The sequence below is a fragment of the Sphingomonas yunnanensis genome (assembly GCF_019898765.1).
Classification (GTDB): Bacteria; Pseudomonadota; Alphaproteobacteria; order Sphingomonadales; family Sphingomonadaceae; genus Sphingomonas; species Sphingomonas yunnanensis.
The window spans coordinates 131039-151349 of sequence record NZ_JAIOKB010000010.1; the positions used below are offsets into that span (position 1 = coordinate 131039).

Here is a 20311-nt window from a genome sequence, read left to right on the forward strand (position 1 = left end):
AAGCGGGCCGTCTCACGCGACCGCGACGGGCGCCTCCTCGGCCTCCTCGCTCTCGGCAGCCTGGCGTGCCCACATCGAGGCATACAGCCCGTCGCGTGCGAGCAGCGCCGCATGGCTGCCGCGCTCGACCACGCGCCCCGCCTCCAGCACGACGATCTGGTCGGCGTGGACGATGGTCGAGAGCCGGTGCGCGATCACGATCGTCGTACGCCCGCGCTCGATCACCGCGAGCGTCTCCATGATCTCGCCCTCGGTGCGGCTGTCGAGCGCGCTGGTGGCCTCGTCGAGGATCAGCAGCGGCGGGTCCTTGAGCAGGGTCCGGGCGATCGCGACGCGCTGTTTCTCGCCGCCCGACAGCTTGAGCCCGCGCTCGCCGACGCGCGTCTTGTAGCCCTCGGGCTGGCGCTCGATGAAGCCGGCGATGGCAGCGCCGCGCGCCGCGGCGGCGACCTCGTCCGCGCCCGCACCCTCGCGGCCGTAGGCGATGTTGTAGCCGATCGTGTCGTTGAACAGCACCGTGTCCTGCGGGACGATCCCGATCGCCGCGCGCAGCGAGTCCTGCCGCACGCGCGCGATGTCCTGCCCGTCGATCGTGATCCGGCCCCGGTCGACGTCGTAGAAACGGTACAGCAGCCGCGCCAGCGTCGACTTGCCCGCGCCCGAGGGGCCGACCACCGCACAGGTGGTGCCCGCGGGCACGTCGAGGTCGATTCCCTTGAGGATCGGCATCCCCGCGTCATAGCCGAACGCCACGTCCTCGAAGCGGACATGCGCGTCGCGCACCACCAGCGCGGGCGCGTCGGGCGCGTCGACCACCTCGGGCGGGGTGTCGATCAGGTCGAACATCGCGCCCATGTCGATCACGCCCTGGCGGATCGTGCGATAGACCATGCCGAGCAGGTCGAGCGGGCGGAACAGCTGCGACAGCAGCGTGGATACCAGCACGACGTTGCCCGCGGTGAACCGCCCCTGGCTCCATCCCCAGGCGACCCAGGCCATGCCCGCGGCGAGCATCAGGTTGGTGATCAGCGCTTGCCCGATATTGAGCCACGCCAAGCTGTTCTCGCTCTTCACCGCGGCCTCGGCGTAGGAGCGCATCGCGCCGTCGTAGCGCTGCGCCTCGCGCTCCTCCGCGCCGAAATATTTCACCGTCTCGAAGTTGAGCAGCGAGTCCACCGCGTGCGCCACCGCGCCGGTGTCGAGGTCGTTCATCTTCTCGCGAAGCGAGGAGCGCCAGTCGGTGACGGCGCGCGTGAACCAGATGTACAGCACCACCATCGCCAGCGTGGCGACGACCAGCTGCCAGCCGAACTTGACCTGGAAGATGCCCAGCACGAGCACCAGCTCGAGGATCGTCGGCGCGATGTTGAACAGCAGGAAGTAGAGCATCGTGTCGATGCTCTTGGTGCCGCGCTCGACCACCTTGGTGACTGCGCCGGTGCGCCGCTCGAGATGGAAGCGCAGCGAGAGGCGATGGAGGTGGCGGAAGACGCGCGCCGCCAGCCGCCGCGTCGCCTCCTGCCCGACCTTCTCGAACACCGTGTTGCGCAGATTGTCGAACAACGTGGTGCCGAAGCGCGCCGCGGCATAGCCGACCACCAGCAGCACGATCAGCGACACCGGCGTGGTCGGCACCGCCATGCCGTCGACCGCGCCCTGCAGCGCGAAGGGTGCGCCATAGACCTGCACCAGCTTGGAGACGACCACCAGCACGAGCGCGCCCGCGACGCGCAGCTTCATTCCCGGCGAGTCGCTCGGCCAGAGATCGGGGAGGAAGCGGCGAAGCGTCGGCAGCAGCGGACGATCGATGCCGGCGGCGGCGGGGCGGTCTGGGGGCATGTGGCTCAGATGTCGTGTGTCGGAACGGGAGCGTCAACCGCTCCGTCGAAAACGGAACGCCGCGCCGCGGCGTTCGTTTTTCACGACGAATGGAGGCGGCGATGGACGCGGTATTCTACGTGATGGCGATCATGGGCTGCGGCGACGGCGCGAGCGCCTGCGCTGAGGCGCGCATCGCGCCCGCGCATTACGCCACGGTGCAGCAATGCGAGGCGGCGATGGCCGACGTGCTCGCGCGGAATACCGATCTCGACTTCCCCGTGGTCAGCGCGGCGTGCCAGCGCGACGGGGCACAATGGGTGGAGCGCGGTGGGACGAGCAAGCGGCGGGGGTGAGGGGAGGTCCGCTCGGTCGGTGTCGCAGATCCTTCCCCCTCGTTAGAGGGGGACCAGCCGCAGGCTGCTGGAGGGAGCTTCCGCATACGAGCCGGTGCGCTTGAGGAGAGCCCCGTCCTCCACCACCGCGCTGCGCGCGGCGGTCCCCCCGTGCCGGGGAGGATCAAGTCCTCTACCGCACGGCAGTCACGAAATAATCGAGCGCGGTCGAGTTCCCCAGCGCGAAGCCCTTCGTCCCAAGCGTCAGCCCCGTCACGTCGATCACTTGTAATCCCGCGGCCGTGATCATCGCGCCCAATTCGTCCGGGGTGAGGAACTTGTCCCAGTCGTGCGTGCCGCGCGGGATCTTGCCGAGCGCCTCGGCCGCCTCGACCAGCGCGGCGCGCGACAGCCAGGTGCGATTGGGCGTGCTCATCACCAGCAGCCCGCCGGGCGTCACCGCGCCCGCCAGCCCCGCCACGAAGGCGCGCGCGTCGGCGACATGCTCGACCACCTCGAGCGAGGCGACCAGGTCGAAGGTTTCGCCGGTTACGGCCTCCACCCCGCCGACACGATAGTCGATCGCGAGGCCGCGCCGCGCCGCGTGGTCGCGCGCCACCGCGATGCTCTCCGCGGCAGCGTCGACCGCGGTCACCGCGGCGCCCAGACGCGCCAACGGCTCGGCCAACAGTCCGGCGCCGCACCCCATGTCGAGCGCGCTTCTGCCCGCGAGCGGCGCGAAGGCGCGGTCGTCGAGGTCCCAGTGGCGATCCACCGCGGCGCGCAGGTAGCGCAGCCGCACCGGGTTGAGCCGGTGCAGCATCGCCGACGACCCCGCCGGATCCCACCAGTCGCGCGCCAGCCGACCGAAGTGGGTCGCTTCCTTCGCCACCACCGAGGCGTGATGCGGCGAAATGGTTGCGGTTGTTACGCTTGCGTCGGTCATGCGCGCTTCCTATCAGGACGCCCCTCTTCACCCAAGGCGTTTGGACACGGCGTTGGCGCGGATCGTCATGAAGTTCGGCGGCACCTCGATGGCGGGGATCGAGCGCATCCGCTCGGTCGCGGCGCGGGTGAAGCGCGAGGCCGCCGCGGGCAATCAGGTGGCGGTGGTGGTGTCGGCGATGGCGGGCGAGACCGATCGGCTGGTCGGCTTCTGCCGCGAGGCCTCGCCGCTGTACGACCCGCGCGAATATGACGTCGTGGTCTCCGCGGGCGAGCAGATCACCAGCGGGCTGCTCGCGATCGCGCTCCAGGCCATCGACGTGCCGGCGCGCTCGCTGCTCGGCTGGCAGCTGCCGATCCGCACCGATACCGCCTTCGCCAAGGCCCGCATCGACACGATCGACACCGACGCGCTGGAGGAGAGCTTCGCCGCCGGCGCGGTGGCGGTGATCCCGGGCTTCCAGGGAGTCGCGCCCGGGCAGCGAATCACCACGCTGGGACGCGGCGGCTCCGACACGTCGGCGGTGGCGGTCGCGGCGGCGATCCGCGCCGACCGCTGCGACATCTACACCGACGTCGACGGCGTCTACACCACCGACCCGCGCATCGTGCCGCGCGCGCGCAAGCTCGCCAAGGTGACCTACGAGGAGATGCTCGAGCTCGCCTCGGTCGGCGCCAAGGTACTCCAGACCCGCTCGGTCGGGCTGGCGATGAAGGAGAAGGTCCGCGTTCAGGTGCTGTCGTCGTTCACCGACGCGGACGCGCCCATGGCGGACACGCTGCCCGGGACGATGATCGTGGGCGAAGAGGAGATCGAGGAAGTGGAACGCCAGCTCATCACCGGCATCGCGCATGACAAGAACGAGGCCAAGATCACGCTGACGCGCGTGCCCGACCAGCCCGGCACGGTGGCGAGCATCTTCGAGCCGCTCGCGGCGGCGAACATCAACGTCGACATGATCATCCAGAACATCGCGCACCAGAGCGCGAGCAACGGCGCGAGCAGCACCAGCGCCACCGACGTGACCTTCACCGTCCCCGCTGCCGACCTGGCGCGCTCGATCGAGGCGCTCAACCAGGCGCGCGAGGCGATCGGCTTCGGCGAGCTGATCCACGACACGCGGGTGGCGAAGATCAGCGTCGTCGGCGTCGGCATGCGCAGCCACGCCGGCGTCGCGAGCACGATGTTCACCACGCTGGGCGCGCGCGGCATCAACATCCAGGCGATCTCGACCAGCGAGATCAAGGTGTCGGTGCTGATCCACGAGGACGAGACCGAGCTGGCGGTGCGCGTGCTCCATACCGCTTATGGGTTGGACGCCGAGGCAGCGTAGGAGCGACCGGTCCGCGGCGCTGACGCGCATCGTCGACGTATCAGTGCGCGGCTCTTCTGCCGCACTTGGGGGGCGGATCGCGGCCTAGCTCGGTCCAGCGGCGGTGGACGCTCGAACGCACCCGCGCCTTCCAACCGTCACGCCGCGCATGTATATGGGGCGCCATGTCCATTCGTCCGTGGCGCGACATCACGCGTCGAGAGAGCCGCCAGATCATGGTCGGCAACGTCCCCGTCGGCGGCGGTGCGCCGGTCACCGTGCAGACGATGACCAACACGCCGACGGAGGACGTGCGCGCCACGGTCGACCAGATCCGTCGCTGCGAGGACGCCGGCGCCGACATCGTCCGCGTCAGCTGCCCCGACGTCGCCTCGACCACCGCGCTGCGTCAGATCGTGCGCGCCGCCACGGTGCCGATCGTCGCGGACATCCACTTCCACTACAAGCGCGCGCTCGAGGCGGCGGACGCGGGCGCGGCGTGCCTGCGGATCAACCCGGGCAATATCGGCTCGTCCGAGCGTGTGGCCGAGGTGGTGCGCGCCGCCAAGGCCAACGGCTGCGCGATCCGCATCGGCGTCAACGCTGGCAGCCTCGAGAAGGACCTGCTCGAGAAATATGGCGAGCCCTGCCCCGAGGCGCTGGTCGAGAGCGCGCTCGATCATATCAAGCTGCTCCAGGACCATGACTTCCACGAATACAAGGTGGCGGTGAAAGCGTCCGACGTGTTCCTCGCGGTCGCGGCCTATCAGCAGCTGGCCGACGCGGTCGACTGCCCGCTCCATCTCGGCATCACCGAGGCGGGCGGGCTTATCGGCGGGACGGTGAAGTCGTCGATCGGCATGGGCTCGCTGCTATGGTTCGGCATCGGCGACACGATCCGCGTCTCGCTCTCGGCCGAGCCCGAGGAAGAGGTGCGCGTCGGCTTCGAGATCCTCAAAGCGCTCGGCATCCGCAACCGAGGTGTGCGCGTGGTCAGCTGCCCGAGCTGCGCGCGCCAGGGCTTCGACGTTATCCGCACGGTGCAGACGCTGGAGGAGCGGCTCCAGCATATCCGCACGCCGATGTCGCTGAGCGTGCTCGGCTGCGTCGTCAACGGTCCGGGCGAGGCGCGCGAGACGGACATCGGCATCACCGGCGGCGGCAACGGGCGCCACATGGTATATCTCTCGGGCGTGACCGACCATCACGTCCAGGACGCCGACATGGTCGAGCACATCGTGCGGCTGGTCGAGGCCAAGGCCGCCGAGATCGAGGCGCGCGACGCGGCGGCGGCGCTCGCGGCGGAATAGGTCAGATGCTACAGGTCAGGTCCTGGAGGGCCTGACATGACCTATCACGCCAAGGTGATCGCGGGCGGCAAGATCGTCATCCCGGCCGACCTGCGTCGAGAATTAGGGATCAAGGACGGCGACACGCTGATCTTGGACAAGGACGACTCGGGCCGCCTCTCGATCATGACGTTCGAACAGTCGGTGCGGGAGTCGCAGCGGCGCGCGCGCGCAATCTTCGGCGATGAATACAGCGTCGACCAGTTCCTGCGGGAGCGTCGCGCCGACTGGGGCGAGGAATGAGGGGCGTTGTCGACGCTTCGGCCGTCATGGCATTGATGCTCGGCGAACCCGGCGCAGAGGCCGTGCTCGCGGTGGTCCGGCGAAGCCTGATGTCGGCGGTGAACGTGTCGGAATGCTGCGCCCGCGGCGTCGAGCGTCAGTCGAGCGTGAGGCAGGTGCTGGAGATCATCCGCGGCTATGATGTCGTCGTGGTGCCGTTCGATCTGGACGACGCGCTCGCGGCGGGGCGGCCGCGGGCGTCGACACGATCGATCGGCGCCTCGCTGGGTGATCGCGCCTGCCTCGCGCTCGGACAGCGTCACCGTCTTACGGTGTTCACCGGCGACCGGCGCCTGGCCGAGATTGATCCCGCGCTCGGCATCGACGTGCGCCTGATCCGTTGACCGCCACCCGCGCGCTCTCGCCCGCGCTCGCCTTCGCGGTGGCGGCGGCGGGGATCGGGTTGTTCTCGATCATGGACGCCTTCATGAAGGCGCTGACGCTCGCGCTCGGTGTCTACAACGCGCTGCTGTGGCGCGCGCTGCTCGCCGCGCTCCTCGGCGGCGCGGTGTGGCGGCTCGGCGGGGGACGGCGGCCGTCCGCCCGCGCGCTGCGACTGCACGTCATCCGTGGCGCGATCACCACCGCGATGGCACTGCTGTTCTTCTGGGGGCTGGCGCGGGTGCCGATGGCGCAGGCGATCGCGCTGACCTACATCGCGCCGCTGCTCGCGCTGCTGCTCGGCGCGCTCTTCCTGCACGAGCGCGTCGGCCTACGCCTCGTCGCGGCCTCGCTCGTCGCGCTCGCCGGGGTCGGCGTGATCCTCGCCGGGCACGCGCGGCTGGCGCTCGGCCATGAGGGGCCGAGCGGCGCCGCCGCGATCCTGGTCTCGGCCGTGCTCTACGCGGGAAATCTGGTGGTCGCGCGGCTGCAGAGTCAGGTCGCGGACGCGCGCGAGATCGCCTTCGTCCAGTCGGCGGTGCTCGCCGCGCTGCTCGGGCTCGCCGCGCCATGGCTGGCGACGGTGCCGCCCGTGGCGCACTGGTGGCAGATCGCGGCCGCGGCGGTGCTGGCGACGGGCTCGCTGTTCCTGCTCGGCTGGGCCTATGCGCACGGCGAGACCGGCTTCCTCGCGACCACCGAATATACGTCGTTCGTCTATGCCGCGCTGCTCGGCTGGGCCGTGTTCGGCGAGCACGTCGCGACCAGCACGCTGGCGGGCGCGGCGGTGATCGTCGGCGCCTGTCTCTACGCCGCTCGACGTCGCGCGGTGCCGCGCGGGGCGCTAGAGGGGGCGGCATGACGCTCTCGATCCGCCCCGCCATCCCCGCCGATGTGCCCACCATGCTGCGCTTCGTGCGCGAGCTCGCCGCCTATGAGCGCGAGCCCGACGCGGTCGGCGCGACCGAGCCGATGATGGCCGAGGCGCTGTTCGGCGGCGATCCGGCGGCCGCCGCGCTGATCGCCGAGCGCGACGGTGGGTCTGTCGGCTTCGCCCTCTACTTCTTCACGTATTCGACATGGACCGGACGGCGCGGGCTGTGGCTCGAGGATCTCTACGTTACCCCCGAGGCGCGCGGCAGCGGGGCGGGCGCGGCGCTGCTGCGCGCGCTCGCGGGCGTGGCGCTCGACCGCGGCTGCGCGCGCTTCGAGTGGACCGTGCTCGACTGGAACACGCCCGCGATCGACTTCTACCGCGCCAAGGGGGCCGTGCCGCTCGACCAGTGGACGACCCAGCGCGTCGAGGGCGAGGCGCTGGTGAGGCTCGCCGGGCGCGGCTGAGATGGCATGGCTCTGGCTGGTCGCTGGCGGGCTGTTCGAGGTGGGGTTCACTACCTGCCTGCGCGAGGTGAGCGGCTTCCGCCACCCCGGTTGGACGCTCGGCTTCCTCGTCTCGGTGGTGATGTCGATGCTGTTGCTCGAGTGGGCGGTGCGCTCGATCCCGATGGGGACCGCTTACGCGGTGTGGACCGGCATCGGCGCCCTCGGCACCGTGCTGATCGGCATCCTGTGGTACGGCGAGCCCGCCTCCCCGCTGCGCTTGCTGCTGATCCTCGGCGCGGTGTCGTGCATCGCCGGGCTCAAGCTGCGCGGATCGGGGGCGTGACGGTCGACCGCGGCCTGGTCGACTGGGTCGCGGAGGCGATGGCGCCGCTCGGGCTGGTGACGCGCCGGCGGATGATGGGCGGGGCGGCGGTGTACCTCGACGGCGTGATCTTCGCGCTCGTGACGGGCGACGGGGCGCTGTGGTTCAAGTCGGATGCGGCGGCCGACGCCACGTGGGACGCGGCCGGGTGCGAGCGCTTCCGCTACGCACGCGCGGGGAACACCGCCTCGATCAACTACCGGCGCGCGCCCGAGGAGGTGCACGACGACGCCGACGCGATGCGCGAATGGGCGATGCTGGGGGTGGCGGCGGGTCGACGCGCGGCGGGGTAGGGCGGTATCCGCGCGGCCGACAGACATGATCGCTCGCGTGACGCGGTCGTTATGCTGCCTCCCTGCCAGTCTACTGGTTCCCGCCGGTCTCCCTGCATCCTTGCCGACATCGCCGCGGAGCCGGGGATCCAGACGCGCAGGCCTTCGATAGGAGCCTCCGCGTCAGCCTTCATGGATCCGCGCCGTGCGGGGATGACGGAGAAAGTACCGCGCGGACAGACGCGAGCCGACACAAGCGGCGGCCGCGATCGACTATTCAGCCGACGACCGCCGCCTTACTCCTCGACGCCGCTCAGTCGCGCCCGGGAACGTCGAAGTCGTGCGGCTCCTCGCCCTCTGCTTTCGCCTCATTGTAGCGCGCGATCGCCTCGAGCGTGATGCGGCGCGCTTCCTCGCGGCCGCCCCAGGTGCCGATGCGCACCCACTTCATCTTCTCCAGGTCCTTGTAGTGGGTGAAGAAGTGCTCGATCTGCTGGAAGACGATCTCGGGCAGATCGTCCTTCTCGCCGACGTTGGCGTAATAAGGGAAGGTCGAGTCGACCGGCACGCAGACCAGCTTCTCGTCGCCGCCGGCCTCGTCCTCGAGGTTGAGCACCGCGATCGGGCGGGCACGCACGACGCAGCCCGGGATGAACGGCGAGCGCGCCACGACGAGCGCGTCGAGCGGATCGCCGTCGGGCGAGAGCGTGTGCGGCACGAAGCCGTAATTGGCCGGGTAGCGCATCGGCGTGTGGAGGATGCGGTCGACGAACAGCGCGCCGGACGCCTTGTCGAACTCGTACTTCACGGGCTCGCCGCCGGTCGGCACCTCGATCACCACGTTGAGATCGTCGGGCGGATCCTTGCCGACGGGAATGAGATCGATACGCATGCGCTTCCCCTTTACTAGCGGCAACGCCCCGCCGGTCAGCGGGGCGCTAGGAGACGATCGAGGCCACCGTCACCGGAGCCGATCTTCTGCAACCGCGGGTAGCGCAGCCCGCCATGATAGTCGAGCGCTGCACTGCGGAATCTATCCGACGCTTTAACCATGAGCTCGATCGGCGTCTTGCTGGTCTTGGCGGCGGTGATCGCGGCCTTGAGCTTGTCGGCTGAGTAAGCGTCCCCGTTCACCGCGACGATCTGGTCGCCCACGGTGAGCCCCGCGTCGAAGGCGGCGCTGCCCCAGGTGACGCCCGTGAGATTGCCCGTCGCGTCGAGCGACAGGCCGCCCGAATAGGTCAGGTTGGTGCTGTGCGCGCTCGTCTCGGCCGCCTTGAACGAGGAGGTCGGTGTCTCACTATAGGTCAGACGATAGCCGTTGCGCGCGAATCCCTCGATCGGCGCGCCCGCGGCATGCTCGGTCAGGCGGCGCTGGAGATAACCCGCCCAATCCCACGGCACGATGTCGTTGAGCGTCTTGGCGACATCGTCGAAGGTATAGGTCAGCTCGCCCCAGTCACCGTCGCGCACGCCGAAGAAGGCGCGGGCGAAATCGTCGATCGACTTGGCGCCGCTCGACTTCTCGCGCAGCAGCGAGTCGACGTCCATCCAGACGAGCAGTCCCTCGTTGTAATAGTCCTCGCTGCGCTGCCAGCTGGTCCAGCCCTTGGGGCGGCGCGACGAGATGATCGGGTCGTTGGTGGTGTCGACCAGGTCGCGCCACTGCCGCGCCGGCTGGCTGTCGTACAGCGCCATGATCGCGGCATATTGGTCGAGCGTGTCCTGCTTAGTCACCAGCCCCGAGCGCGCCTGGAGGACAAAGCCCCAGAATTGCGTCTGGCCCTCGTACACCCACAGCAGCGAGTCGCGCATCGGGGTCCGGAAGTCGGGCGTCCACAGGTCCGCGCCGCGGCGGAACTTGCCGTCCCAGCTATGGGTGAACTCGTGCGGCAGCAGGTTGCGGCGGCCGGGGCCGTCGTCCCACTTGGTGAAATAGCCCGGCGTCACGCCGTTCTCGCTTGAGCGGTGGTGCTCCAGCCCGATGCCGCCGAGCTGGTCGGTGATCGACAGCAGGAACTCATAGTGATCGTAATGCTGCGCGCCGAAGGTCTTCACCGCCTGGTCGACGAGCCGCTGATGCCCCGCGATCTGGTCGGGCGTCGCGGCGAGCTCGGCGGGATCGTCGGCGAAGACGTTGAGGTTGACCTTGGGGGAGAGCGGCCAACTCTTGCCGTAGCGGCCGGCGAGGATCGGGCTGTCGACCAGCACCTCGTAGTTGGTCGTCTCATAGGCGTAGGTCGAGCCGGTCGCCTTGGCCTTGAGCGCCCCCGCCGCGGTCCAGCCGTCGGGGTATTTGACCGTCATCTGGATCGGGATCTGCCGGGTGAACCAGCCGGCGGGATAGAGGCTCACCGAATTGGGCTGAAGCGAGATCATCGTCGGCGTCACCGCGACGCGGCCCTGGTTGGCAGCGGTGGCGGAGATGAACTGGAACTTGGCCTCGACGTTCCGCGCGCCGGCAGGGACGTCGAGGTGGAAGGCGAAGACATCGACCGGGTCGCGCGTCCACTCGATCCGCTTGCCGCCCGCGGTGACGATCAGGCCGGCCAGCTTCTCGATCTCGCCGCGCGGACTGTGCGCGCCGGGCAGCCACTTGGGGAAGAGCAGGACGAGATGGCCCGGCTGCGCCACCGGGATCGTCTCGGTGACGCTGAGGATGCCGCGCGTCGTGTCGGTCGCGTCGACGTTGAGGCGGATCGTGCCAGCATAGGGCGTGTCGCGGGGCGCGGGGATCGTGTCCTCGAACGGCACCGGCTGTGGGGCGCTATTGCCCGCGGGCACCTGCGCGGCGGCGCCGAGTGGCGCGAGGACGGTGGAGGCCAGCAGCGCGGCTGCGGCGTAGCGACGGATCATGGCGGCGTCCCGATGTGCTGTTGTCACATCGGGCGTAGCGAGCGCGCGCGGCGCTCGTCCAGCCCTGGAGCAGAAAAAAGGTCAGCGAGGATGACGATTCGGGTCAGCGGGGCGCGCCGCGCCCCGCGCGGCTCAGATCATCCCGGCCTTCATCTGCTTGACCGCGTGGTCGGCGGCGCGCGCGGTCATCGCCATGAAGGTCAGCGACGGGTTGACGCACGACACCGACGCCATCTGCGATCCGTCGGTGACGAACAGATTGGGCGCGTCATGCGCCTGGTTGAAGCCGTTGAGCACGGACGTGCCGGGATCACGCCCCATGCGCGCGCCGCCCATCTCGTGGATCGCCTCGCCCGGGACGTGCTTGCCGCGGCCGCCGGTGACGTTGGTCAGCCCGGCCTGGCGCAGCATCAGCTGACCCTGCTCGAGCGCGTCGTCCATCATCTTGATCTCATTGTCGCGGAACGTCACGTCGAAGCGCAGCAGCGGGGTGCCGAAGCGATCCTTCTTGCTGAAGTTGAGCATCACGCGATTGTCGTCGTACGGCAGGCACTCGCCGAACGCGCCCATCGAGAAGCGCCACGGGCCGTACTCGCGCATGCCGTGCTTCATCCCCGCGCCGAAGCCCTCGGGCGCGGCGGCCTGGCGGAACGCCTGGCCCTGATAGCCGTAGCCGCGCTTGAACGGCAGCTCCTCGGCGACGAGGTTGCGGAAACGCGGGACATAGACGCCGCCGGGGCGCCGGCCGTACTCGATCAGGTCGGTCATGCCCGGGATCTCGCCCGAGACGCCGACGCGGAAGATATGGTCCATCACGCCGCTGCCGAGCGCGCCGTTGGAGTGGAACCAGCTGCGCTCGCTGTCCGCGGCGCGCGAGTTGAGCAGCACGTGCATCGAGCTCATCGCCGAGGCACAGAGGAACACCATGCGCGCGTTCACTACCTCGGCCCGGCCAGTATTGGCATCGACCAGCCGAACCCCGGTGACGCGCTTGCGCTTGGGATCATATTCGAGATTGGTCGCCCAGGTGTCCGAGCGCAGCGTGAGCCGCCCGGTCGCGCGCGCCGCGGGCAGCGTCACCGCCTGGGTCGAGAAATAGGCGCCATAGCTGCAGCCGTGGCTGCACTGCGCGCGTTTCTGACAGCGCGAGCGGTTCTGCTCGGGCTTGTCCTCGGTGATGTTGCTGAGGCGCGCGTTGATCAGCTTGCGGCCGGGGAACTCGCGCTCCAGCCGCTCCTTGAGCCACACTTCCGCGACGTTCATCGGGAAAGGCGGCATGAACTCGCTGTCGGGGAGGTAGGGCAGATTCTCCTTGCCGCCCGAGACGCCGATATACTTCTCGACATATTCGTACCACGGCGCGACGTCGTCGTAGCGGATCGGCCAGTCGGTGCCGACGCCCTCGCGCTTGTTGGCGGAGAAGTCGGCGTCGCTCCAGCGGAAGCTCCATCGCCCCCAGGTCAGCGACTTGCCCCCCACCACCGAGGGGCGCACCCAGTTGAACTTGTTGGGCGCGTCATAGTCGTACGGGTTAAGGCGGTCGTTGATGAAGAAGGGCTGGGTGGCGGGCGAGACCCAGCCGTTGAGCGCGAAATAGTCGCGCTTGGCGAGCGCGGCGGGCATCTTGTCGCGCGCCGGCACCTCGTACGCGGGCTTGCCGTCGAACGGATAGTCCTCGCCGTGCTCGACCATGCGGCCGCGATCGACCATCAGGACGCGCAGCCCCTTCTCGGTGAGCTCCTTGGCGGCCCAGCCGCCGCTCACGCCGGAGCCGATGACGATGGCGTCGAAGCGATCTGTTGCTGCCATGATGTTCAAGTCCGCGATATCGAGGGTCGGGTAGGCCGTGGCGGCGTGTGCCGCCGCGCGGCTCAGGACGAGAAGATGCGCTTCACCTTGGAATAGGGATACGCGCCGTCATAGTCGCCGGGCACCGGCAGATAATGCCGCTCCTGCGTGATCCCGACCTCGGAGGTGTAATAGCCCGAGATGACGAGCTGGCGGAAGGCGGTGAAGAAGGGCAGTCCGCCGGTCAGCTGGTCGTTCATCGCCAACGTCAGCAGCGCGTCCTGCTGCGCCGCGGTCGCCTTGGCGGCGGGCACCTTGTAGTCGGCCATGCTGCGCGCGTCGATCGCGGCGAGGCCGCCGAGGATCGTGGCGCGATCGTCGTCGACCGCCCAGTCACCCATCATATGCTCGATATAGTCCGGGACGCCCGCGGCGATGGCGCCCGGGGTGTCCGTGGTGGGCAGCACGCGCTCGCTGAGCGCGGCGACCGTGGCGCGCTGCGCGGCGGTGAAGACCGGCGCGGGCGGACCGGTGTTGATGACCGGATCGGGCTGGTAGGCGACGGCGCGGGCGAGCGGGGCGAACAGGTTCGCGCCGAAGACCGCGACCACGCCGGCGAGTGCCTGACGACGATCGATCATGCGCGCGCCCCGAGCGCGCGGCGTCCATGAGTGACGCGCATATCCTCTCCCACCCCATCAGGTTGTTGAAGCGGATGTTTCCACGTCGCGACGCCGTCGTCAATGCGGTAACGGTAGCGGTACCACCTTCCGCTCGGTGCGGCTCAGCTGGAGCCCAAGACGTTGATGCTGAAGGCGATCACCCCGAGGTTGAAGACGAAGCCGGCGAGACACTGCCCCAGCACCACGCGCCGTATCTTGGCGGAGGCGATCGTCACGTCCGAGGTCTGGAAGGTCATGCCGAGCGTGTAGCTGAAGTAGAGGAAGTCCCAGTAATCGGGCGCGCTCGTCCCGGGAAAGTCGATGCCCTTCGAGTCGCCGCCCGCCTTCGCCGGCATATAGAACAGGTGCGCATAGTGCAGCGCGTAGACCATGTTCGAGAACAGCCACGCCAGCACGAGCGTGCCGATCACCAGCAGCTTGCCCGGTCCGCTCTCGTTACCCTTCAGCTCCGACTCGACCGCGACCAGGATCGCCAGCGTCACGGCGCCGGTCACCGCGAGCAGCAGCGCGCGATTGGCGTCGTTGGCGCGCGAGGCGCGGCGCATCTGCGCGGGCGTGTCGTGGCGGAACAGCGGCACCAGCGAGACCAGGAAGGTGAAGGCGGCGGTGTCGAACGCCGCCATCACGCCGCGCCCCTTGCCCAGGTGCGGGATCGCCGCGGCCAGCGCGCCCGCGAAGACCAGCACGAACAGCACGAAGCGCGGTGGCGCCAGCTTGCGGCCGATGCCCCACCAGCGCGGCGGGAGCGGGTGGGCGACGGAGTCGCGCGACGGATCGGTGCTCATGCGACGATTGGCTAGCGCTCGCGCGACCGCTCGCCTAGATACGCCGACCCATCATGAGCCGTATCCAGCCACCCGCCCGTGTCCGCGGCACCCAGGACATCTTCCGCGGCGAGCAGCGCCGCTTCGCGCGCGTGCTCGACGCCTTCGACCGCGTCCGCCGCCTCTATTGCTTCGAGCGCGTCGAGGTACCCGTGTTCGAGGACACGCAGGTGTTCGCGCGCTCGATCGGCGAGACCACCGACGTGGTGTCGAAGGAGATGTACAGCTTCCCCGACAAGGGCGGCGACATGCTGACGCTGCGCCCCGAGTTCACCGCCGGGATCGCGCGCGCCTATATCAGCAACGGTTGGCAGCAATATGCGCCGCTCAAGCTGGTCACCTCGGGCGCGGTGTTCCGCTACGAGCGGCCGCAGAAGGGGCGCTACCGCCAGTTCCACCAGATCGACGCCGAGATCCTCGGCGCGGGCGAGCCGGCCGCCGACGTCGAGCTGCTGACCCTCGCCGACCAGCTGCTCCACGAACTCGGCATCGCCGATGGCGTGACGCTCAAGCTCAACACGCTCGGCGACGGTGAGACGCGCGAGGCGTGGCGCGCCGCGCTGGTGGCGCATTTCGAGGCGCACCGCGGCGAGCTGAGCGAGGACAGCCTGACCCGGCTGGACAAGAACCCACTGCGCATCCTCGACTCGAAGGACCCGCGCGACCGCCCGATCGCCGACAGCGCGCCCGCCATCGACGCCTATCTGACCGACGACGCGCGCGCCTTCTTCGACGCGGTGACCGCGGGGCTCGACGCCGCCGGGGTAAAGTGGGAGCGCGACGCGCGGCTGGTACGCGGGCTCGATTATTACCGTCACACCGCGTTCGAGTTCGTCACCGACCGGCTCGGCGCGCAGGGCACGGTGCTGGCGGGCGGGCGCTACGACGGGCTGGTCGAGAGCCTCGGCGGCCCCGCGACGGCTGGCGTGGGCTGGGCCGCTGGCGTGGAACGGCTGGCGATGCTGCTCGAGGAGCCCGCGGGGGAAGCGTTGGCAGTTGTCGTGGTGGCTGAGGAGGCCGGTCTGGAGTCGCTCGCGTCGAGCGCGACGGCCACGCTCCGCAAGGCCGGCATCCGCGCCGAGGCAGTGGTGACCGGAAGCCTGAAGAAGCGGTTCGATCGCGCGGTGAAGATGAGCCCCGGCCAGGTCGTCACGTTGAAGCGGAGCGGCGATGTCCTGGGTTTCCAGCAGCGGGGTTCCGGCGCTGTACACGACGAGATGGCCGCGGTCGCGGCGGTGTTGAACGCCGTCATAGCCGCCGCATGACCGCGATCTCGCTCGACCGCATCCGGCAGATCGAGGCGCGGCGCGACGAGCTCGCCGCGATGATGGCGAGCGGTGCGCTCGACGGCGATCGCTTCGTCCAGGTTTCCAAGGAATATGCCGAGCTCGAGCCGGTCGCGCTCGCGGCGGGCGAGGTGCGCCGCCTGCGGCAGGAGGCCGAGAGCCTGTCCTACATGACCCAGGACGTCGACGCCGAGCTGCGCGCGATGGCGGAGGAGGAGTTGCGCGACAATCGCGTCGCGCTCGCCGACGCCGACCGGCGGCTCGCGCTGGCGCTGCTGCCGCGCGACGCCGCCGACCAGCGATCGGCGATGCTCGAGGTGCGCGCCGGCACAGGCGGTGACGAGGCGGCGCTGTTCGCGGGCGACCTGTTCCGCATGTACCAGCGCTACGCCGAGCGGCAGGGCTGGCGCGTCGAGCTGATCTCCGCATCGGACAGCGACGCCGGCGGCTACAAGGAGGTGGTCGCCAGCGTCACCGGCGCGGGCGTGTTCGCGCGGCTCAAGTTCGAGAGCGGGGTGCACCGTGTCCAGCGCGTGCCGGTCACGGAGAGCGGCGGCCGGATCCACACCTCGGCGGCGACGGTGGCGGTGCTGCCCGAGGCGGAGGAGGTCGACGTCCAGATCGACGAGGCCAAGGACCTGCGCATCGACGTCTATCGCTCGTCGGGTCCGGGCGGCCAGTCGGTCAACACCACCGACAGCGCGGTGCGGATCACCCATCTCCCGAGCGGGCTGGTGGTGATCCAGCAGGACGAGAAGTCGCAGCACAAGAACAAGGCCAAGGCGCTCAAGGTGCTGCGCACGCGATTGTATGAGGCCGAGCGCGAGCGGCTGGCGAGCGAGCGGTCGGGCACGCGCAGGGCGATGGTCGGCTCGGGCGACCGCTCCGAGCGGATCCGCACCTACAATTTCCCGCAGGGGCGCGTGACCGATCACCGCATCAACCTGACGCTCCACCGCCTGCCCGAGATCCTGCAGGGCGACATGGACGAGCTGATCGGCGCGCTGGTGGCGGAGGACGAGGCCGAGCGGCTGGCGACGCTGGATGCGGCGTAGCGCGGCTCGGCAAGACGTTCGCGACGTTCGCTGGGGGTGGCGTGCGCGCGCCCGCGGTGGCTGTCGCGCGGGGATGGCCGAGCTGATCTTCACGCGAAGCCGCGAAGACGCGAAGTTAGGCTCATGCGGCGGCGCCAAGGTGCGCAGCGGAAGTGCCTCGTGCGGATCGGGCCGGAGCTCGCGCGGAAACGCGGAGACGCGGAGTCGCGAGACCCAGCCAGGCGGCGGCCTCTTCCACCGCCTCGTCGGGAGCGTTCGATGGCGCTGTCGCGCACGCTCCCTCTCTGCGCCTCCGCGCCTCCGTGTGAGAACCTCTTCCCTGCTACGCGTCCTCGCGCCTTCGCGTGGCTCCATTCCCAGACTCCTGCGCCCGGAGGAACGAGCAGTGGCGCGCCTATGACGGCTGCCCGCCAGGCACTGCGCGACGCCGCGGCGCGCTTCGCTTTCTCGGACACGGCGCGGCTCGACGCCGAGTTGCTGCTCGCGCACGCGCTCGGGATCACGCGCGAGCGGCTGCTGCTCACGCTCGATGACTGGACCGCCCCGCCGGGCTACGCCGCGATGGTCGAGCGTCGCGTCCGGCACGAGCCGGTCGCTTATATCACCGGCACGCGCGCCTTCTGGACGATCGAGCTGGCGGTCGGACCCGGCGCGCTGATCCCGCGTCCCGACAGCGAGACGCTGCTCGAGGCGGCGCTGGCGCACTTCACGGACCGGCTCCCGGCTCGCGTGCTCGACCTCGGCACCGGGCCCGGCACGCTGCTGCTCGCGGCGCTGGCCGAGTGGCCGCACGCGACCGGACTCGGGGTCGATCGCTCCGATGCCGCGCTCGACCAGGCGCGCACCAACGCCGCGGCGCTCGCCCTCGCCGACCGCGCCGCGTTTCAGCGCGGCGATTGGGCCGCCGGGATCGCCGAGCGTTTCGACCTCGTGCTCGCCAACCCGCCGTATGTCGCCGTTGGTGCCGATCTTCCGGACGAGGTGCGCGACTATGAGCCGGCGGCCGCGCTGTTCGCGGGCATCGACGGGCTCGACGATTATCGCGTGATCGCGCCGCAGCTACCAGCGCTGCTCGCGCCCGGCGGTCTCGCCTGCGTCGAGATCGGCGCTGACCAGGGGGCGACCGTCACCGCGCTGTTCCGCGCCGCGGGGCTGGGCGTGGCGCTGCGGCGCGACCTCGCCGGGCGTGATCGCTGCCTCGTCGTCACGGCTTGATTCGGGGCGTAGCGTCACCACATTTCGCTTTGAGAACGCCTGCCGAGCCGTTACAGACTGCGTCGGGGCACGCGAACTCAACGACATCTGTTGTGTTGGATGGGCGCACGGCCCTCCCTTCGTAGCAGCCGCTGCAGTCCGGCGGCATGGCAGGCCTGCGGTGCCCGGCACGCGCGGCGCCGGGAAACGACTGCAACCCGTTGCATCGGGAGCAAGTGCCGGTTTTGGTTCCAGGACGAGGACAGTGATTTGATCAACAACCGTCAGAACGGTCGCCGTCGCGGCCGTGGTGGTGGCCAGCAGCGTCAGGGTGGCGGTGGCCAGGGGCAGCGTGACAGCGGTAACCGGATCGACAGTCGTGCCCGCGGCAACGCGGCCCAGTTGCTCGAGAAGTACCGCAACATGGCGCGTGACGCGCAGATGGCCGGCGACCGCGTCAACACTGAATATTACCTCCAGTTCGCGGACCATTATTTCCGGGTGCTGGCCGATCAGCGCGGCCGCTCGGACGACCAGCCGTACCAGCGGCGTCAGCGCGACGATTTCGACAATTTCGACGACGGCGACGATTTCGGCGACGAGGGCGAGCCGATCCGCGCCGACGAGCAGCATCGCGTCAGCGAGATCGAACCCCGGCGCGAGCGCGACGGCAACCGCCGCGACGAGGGACGTAGCGACGAGGGCCGCCGCGACGAGGGCCGCCGCGAGGCGCGCGACCAGGGCGAGCCGCGCCGCGAGGGGCGCCGCGACGAGCGTCGTCCGCAGCGCGAGCTCGCTGAGAACGTCGACGCCGCGCCGCGCGAGAACGGCGCATCGGTGAGTGACGTGAGCGTGAACGAGGGCGACGAAGGTGCGCCGCGCCGCCGTCGCGCGCGCAAGCCGCGCGACGAGGCCGCGACCGACGTTGCCGCGGTGAACGGCGCCGCCATCGCGGCCGAGCGCGAGCCGGAGCTCGGCATCGACCGGCTGCCCCCCGCGCTCGGCGTCGCGGTCGAGCCGGGCGAGGGCGACGAGCCGGCCGTCAAGCCGCGTCGTCGTCGCGTCCGTGCGGCCGCGGAGGCGACGCCGGCCGAGTAGGCGTCGCGCGACTCAGGTAAGGGAGGGGGCTGGTATCCGCGACGGATGCCGGCCCCTTCTCGTCTCCGCGAACCCGCGGCGCTTCGGCCCCGTTCTTCCTGTCCTATCCGGGCGCTTGCATTGCCACGCGAAGAGAGGATGATGCGGCGAGGAGCGGTGGCCCGCGTCGGGGTCGTCCGCCCGAGGAGAGGGTCATGACCATCGCAGCCATCCTGCGCGGCAAGGGTGCCGCGCTCGTCACTGTGAGCCCGGAGACGACCGTGGCGGGTGCGATCGCACTGCTCGCCGAGCACCGCATCGGTGCGCTCCCGGTTGTCACGGACGGCGTCGTGCGCGGCATCTTTTCCGAGCGCGACGTCGTGCGGCTTCTCGCCGGATCCGACAGTGACGTGCTGCAGGCGCGCGTGCAGGACGTGATGACAGCACCGGCGCTCTCCGCGGCTCCAGGGGATGCGGTCCTCGCGGCACTGTCGCTGATGACACAGCGTCGCATCCGTCATCTTCCCGTGGTCGAGGATGGCGAGCTGCGCGGGATCGTCTCGATCGGTGACCTGGTCAAATTCCGGATCGAGCGGATCGAGGCGGAGGCGGCGGCGATGCGCGACTATATCCAACAGGTCTGACGGGAGGGCCGAGAGGCGACGCGCGCCGAGAACGCTGATTCGCCGCCGGATCAACTCGATCACGCTTGTGAGAACCGCGGTCCTCCGCCGATCGCGCCGGAGCCCGACATAAAATTGCAAAAAGTGTTTGACCGCTTCGGCTGGTGTCCATATATGCGGCTTCACCGGACGGGGCGGGTTGCTTCGGCAGCGTTGCTCGGTCGGTCGTCAGATAGGATGGACACTGTTCTCCCCGATCGAAGGGTGGGGGAGGGTTCGGTGTCCGGTTTCTTCGTCGGCGGCTCTTTGACATTGTAGGTTTTAGATGAAGGGACATGTGGACGGTGGTCTGCGGGTCTGGCGCATTCAAGGTGCGTCGGGGTCGTCAGAGCTCAAGCCGTTTCATATGTCCTTCACGTATCCATATGTGAAGTGCAGGAACGGCTCCTTGAAGTGAGCGGTATGCATCTGGTTATTCCGCCGGGTGTGTATCGAGCATCAAACTTGAGAGTTTGATCCTGGCTC

Annotated in this window: 21 protein-coding genes; 14 read left to right on the top strand and 7 right to left on the bottom strand. The window is 69.6% G+C overall.

Going from position 1 to position 20311, the window contains the following annotated elements; genetic code table 11:
* Positions 1–12 precede the first annotated feature (12 nt).
* Positions 13–1839, bottom strand: a complete 1827-nt coding sequence (locus K7957_RS19440; RefSeq protein WP_223014434.1) for an ABCB family ABC transporter ATP-binding protein/permease — start codon at positions 1837–1839, stop codon at positions 13–15.
* A gap of 101 nt (positions 1840–1940) precedes the next feature.
* On the opposite strand from K7957_RS19440, the gene K7957_RS19445 reads away from it, so the two are divergent.
* Positions 1941–2174 (top strand): hypothetical protein, encoded by a 234-nt coding sequence (locus K7957_RS19445; RefSeq protein WP_223014436.1) that lies wholly within the window; start codon positions 1941–1943, stop codon positions 2172–2174.
* Between the two features lie 172 nt (positions 2175–2346).
* On the opposite strand, the gene ubiG is transcribed toward K7957_RS19445, so the two are convergent.
* The gene (ubiG, locus tag K7957_RS19450; protein ID WP_223014438.1) at positions 2347–3099 is read right to left on the bottom strand and encodes a bifunctional 2-polyprenyl-6-hydroxyphenol methylase/3-demethylubiquinol 3-O-methyltransferase UbiG; all 753 of its coding nucleotides are present in this window, start codon (positions 3097–3099) and stop codon (positions 2347–2349) included.
* A 52-nt stretch (positions 3100–3151) separates the two neighbouring features.
* On the opposite strand from ubiG, the gene K7957_RS19455 reads away from it, so the two are divergent.
* The 8 genes from K7957_RS19455 (at position 3152) to K7957_RS19490 (ending at position 8421) form a co-directional block, all read left to right on the top strand.
* The gene (locus tag K7957_RS19455; RefSeq protein ID WP_223014440.1) at positions 3152–4432 is read left to right on the top strand and encodes an aspartate kinase; all 1281 of its coding nucleotides are present in this window, start codon (positions 3152–3154) and stop codon (positions 4430–4432) included.
* 164 nt (positions 4433–4596) lie between these two features.
* A complete protein-coding gene (gene ispG, locus K7957_RS19460; protein WP_223014442.1) occupies positions 4597–5721 on the top strand; it encodes a flavodoxin-dependent (E)-4-hydroxy-3-methylbut-2-enyl-diphosphate synthase in 1125 nt (374 codons plus the stop codon).
* Positions 5722–5757: 36 nt separating this feature from the next.
* Complete coding sequence (locus K7957_RS19465; protein WP_223014444.1) at positions 5758–6003, top strand: AbrB/MazE/SpoVT family DNA-binding domain-containing protein; 246 nt, start codon at positions 5758–5760, stop codon at positions 6001–6003.
* Positions 6000–6386, top strand: a complete 387-nt coding sequence (locus K7957_RS19470; RefSeq protein ID WP_281422899.1) for a type II toxin-antitoxin system VapC family toxin — start codon at positions 6000–6002, stop codon at positions 6384–6386. The genes K7957_RS19465 and K7957_RS19470 overlap by 4 nt, the downstream gene beginning before the upstream one ends.
* On the top strand, positions 6383–7285 hold the full coding sequence (locus K7957_RS19475) for a DMT family transporter (protein WP_223014448.1): 903 nt from the start codon (positions 6383–6385) through the stop codon (positions 7283–7285). Before K7957_RS19470 ends, K7957_RS19475 begins: the two co-directional genes overlap by 4 nt.
* A complete protein-coding gene (locus K7957_RS19480; RefSeq protein ID WP_223014450.1) occupies positions 7282–7764 on the top strand; it encodes a GNAT family N-acetyltransferase in 483 nt (160 codons plus the stop codon). The genes K7957_RS19475 and K7957_RS19480 overlap by 4 nt, the downstream gene beginning before the upstream one ends.
* A gap of 1 nt (position 7765) precedes the next feature.
* Complete coding sequence (locus K7957_RS19485) at positions 7766–8089, top strand: DMT family transporter (RefSeq protein ID WP_223014452.1); 324 nt, start codon at positions 7766–7768, stop codon at positions 8087–8089.
* A complete protein-coding gene (locus K7957_RS19490) occupies positions 8086–8421 on the top strand; it encodes a TfoX/Sxy family protein (protein WP_223014454.1) in 336 nt (111 codons plus the stop codon). Before K7957_RS19485 ends, K7957_RS19490 begins: the two co-directional genes overlap by 4 nt.
* A 292-nt stretch (positions 8422–8713) precedes the next feature.
* Here the strand turns inward: K7957_RS19490 and ppa are convergent, their stop codons facing one another.
* From ppa to K7957_RS19515, 5 genes are all read right to left on the bottom strand, one after another.
* Positions 8714–9292: an inorganic diphosphatase gene (gene ppa / locus K7957_RS19495; RefSeq protein WP_223014456.1), complete on the bottom strand. Its 579-nt coding sequence runs from the start codon at positions 9290–9292 to the stop codon at positions 8714–8716.
* 35 nt (positions 9293–9327) lie between these two features.
* On the bottom strand, positions 9328–11256 hold the full coding sequence (locus K7957_RS19500) for a M61 family metallopeptidase (protein ID WP_223014458.1): 1929 nt from the start codon (positions 11254–11256) through the stop codon (positions 9328–9330).
* A gap of 132 nt (positions 11257–11388) precedes the next feature.
* Positions 11389–13065: a GMC oxidoreductase gene (locus K7957_RS19505; RefSeq protein WP_223014460.1), complete on the bottom strand. Its 1677-nt coding sequence runs from the start codon at positions 13063–13065 to the stop codon at positions 11389–11391.
* Positions 13066–13127: 62 nt separating this feature from the next.
* Positions 13128–13685: a gluconate 2-dehydrogenase subunit 3 family protein gene (locus K7957_RS19510; RefSeq protein ID WP_223014462.1), complete on the bottom strand. Its 558-nt coding sequence runs from the start codon at positions 13683–13685 to the stop codon at positions 13128–13130.
* A 143-nt stretch (positions 13686–13828) separates the two neighbouring features.
* Positions 13829–14512: a DUF1345 domain-containing protein gene (locus tag K7957_RS19515; protein ID WP_223014464.1), complete on the bottom strand. Its 684-nt coding sequence runs from the start codon at positions 14510–14512 to the stop codon at positions 13829–13831.
* A gap of 53 nt (positions 14513–14565) precedes the next feature.
* Between K7957_RS19515 and hisS the strand changes: the two genes are divergently transcribed.
* From hisS to K7957_RS19540, 5 genes are all read left to right on the top strand, one after another.
* Complete coding sequence (hisS, locus tag K7957_RS19520; RefSeq protein WP_223014467.1) at positions 14566–15816, top strand: histidine--tRNA ligase; 1251 nt, start codon at positions 14566–14568, stop codon at positions 15814–15816.
* The gene (prfA, locus tag K7957_RS19525) at positions 15813–16892 is read left to right on the top strand and encodes a peptide chain release factor 1 (RefSeq protein WP_223014469.1); all 1080 of its coding nucleotides are present in this window, start codon (positions 15813–15815) and stop codon (positions 16890–16892) included. Before hisS ends, prfA begins: the two co-directional genes overlap by 4 nt.
* 396 nt (positions 16893–17288) lie before the next feature.
* On the top strand, positions 17289–18107 hold the full coding sequence (prmC, locus tag K7957_RS19530; protein WP_223014471.1) for a peptide chain release factor N(5)-glutamine methyltransferase: 819 nt from the start codon (positions 17289–17291) through the stop codon (positions 18105–18107).
* A gap of 249 nt (positions 18108–18356) precedes the next feature.
* Complete coding sequence (locus tag K7957_RS19535; protein WP_223014472.1) at positions 18357–19184, top strand: DUF4167 domain-containing protein; 828 nt, start codon at positions 18357–18359, stop codon at positions 19182–19184.
* A 194-nt stretch (positions 19185–19378) separates the two neighbouring features.
* A complete protein-coding gene (locus K7957_RS19540) occupies positions 19379–19807 on the top strand; it encodes a CBS domain-containing protein (protein ID WP_223014473.1) in 429 nt (142 codons plus the stop codon).
* The last annotated feature ends 504 nt before the right edge of the window (positions 19808–20311 follow it).

Coding starts and splice junctions, on each gene's coding strand:
- K7957_RS19440 (WP_223014434.1), bottom strand. CDS start 1,839: ATGCCCCCAGACCGCCCCGCCGCCGCCGGCATCGATCGTCCGCTGCTG.
- K7957_RS19445 (WP_223014436.1), top strand. CDS start 1,941: ATGGACGCGGTATTCTACGTGATGGCGATCATGGGCTGCGGCGACGGC.
- ubiG (WP_223014438.1), bottom strand. CDS start 3,099: ATGACCGACGCAAGCGTAACAACCGCAACCATTTCGCCGCATCACGCC.
- ispG (WP_223014442.1), top strand. CDS start 4,597: ATGTCCATTCGTCCGTGGCGCGACATCACGCGTCGAGAGAGCCGCCAG.
- K7957_RS19465 (WP_223014444.1), top strand. CDS start 5,758: ATGACCTATCACGCCAAGGTGATCGCGGGCGGCAAGATCGTCATCCCG.
- K7957_RS19470 (WP_281422899.1), top strand. CDS start 6,000: ATGAGGGGCGTTGTCGACGCTTCGGCCGTCATGGCATTGATGCTCGGC.
- K7957_RS19480 (WP_223014450.1), top strand. CDS start 7,282: ATGACGCTCTCGATCCGCCCCGCCATCCCCGCCGATGTGCCCACCATG.
- K7957_RS19485 (WP_223014452.1), top strand. CDS start 7,766: ATGGCATGGCTCTGGCTGGTCGCTGGCGGGCTGTTCGAGGTGGGGTTC.
- ppa (WP_223014456.1), bottom strand. CDS start 9,292: ATGCGTATCGATCTCATTCCCGTCGGCAAGGATCCGCCCGACGATCTC.
- K7957_RS19500 (WP_223014458.1), bottom strand. CDS start 11,256: ATGATCCGTCGCTACGCCGCAGCCGCGCTGCTGGCCTCCACCGTCCTC.
- K7957_RS19505 (WP_223014460.1), bottom strand. CDS start 13,065: ATGGCAGCAACAGATCGCTTCGACGCCATCGTCATCGGCTCCGGCGTG.
- K7957_RS19510 (WP_223014462.1), bottom strand. CDS start 13,685: ATGATCGATCGTCGTCAGGCACTCGCCGGCGTGGTCGCGGTCTTCGGC.
- K7957_RS19515 (WP_223014464.1), bottom strand. CDS start 14,512: ATGAGCACCGATCCGTCGCGCGACTCCGTCGCCCACCCGCTCCCGCCG.
- hisS (WP_223014467.1), top strand. CDS start 14,566: ATGAGCCGTATCCAGCCACCCGCCCGTGTCCGCGGCACCCAGGACATC.
- prfA (WP_223014469.1), top strand. CDS start 15,813: ATGACCGCGATCTCGCTCGACCGCATCCGGCAGATCGAGGCGCGGCGC.
- prmC (WP_223014471.1), top strand. CDS start 17,289: ATGACGGCTGCCCGCCAGGCACTGCGCGACGCCGCGGCGCGCTTCGCT.
- K7957_RS19540 (WP_223014473.1), top strand. CDS start 19,379: ATGACCATCGCAGCCATCCTGCGCGGCAAGGGTGCCGCGCTCGTCACT.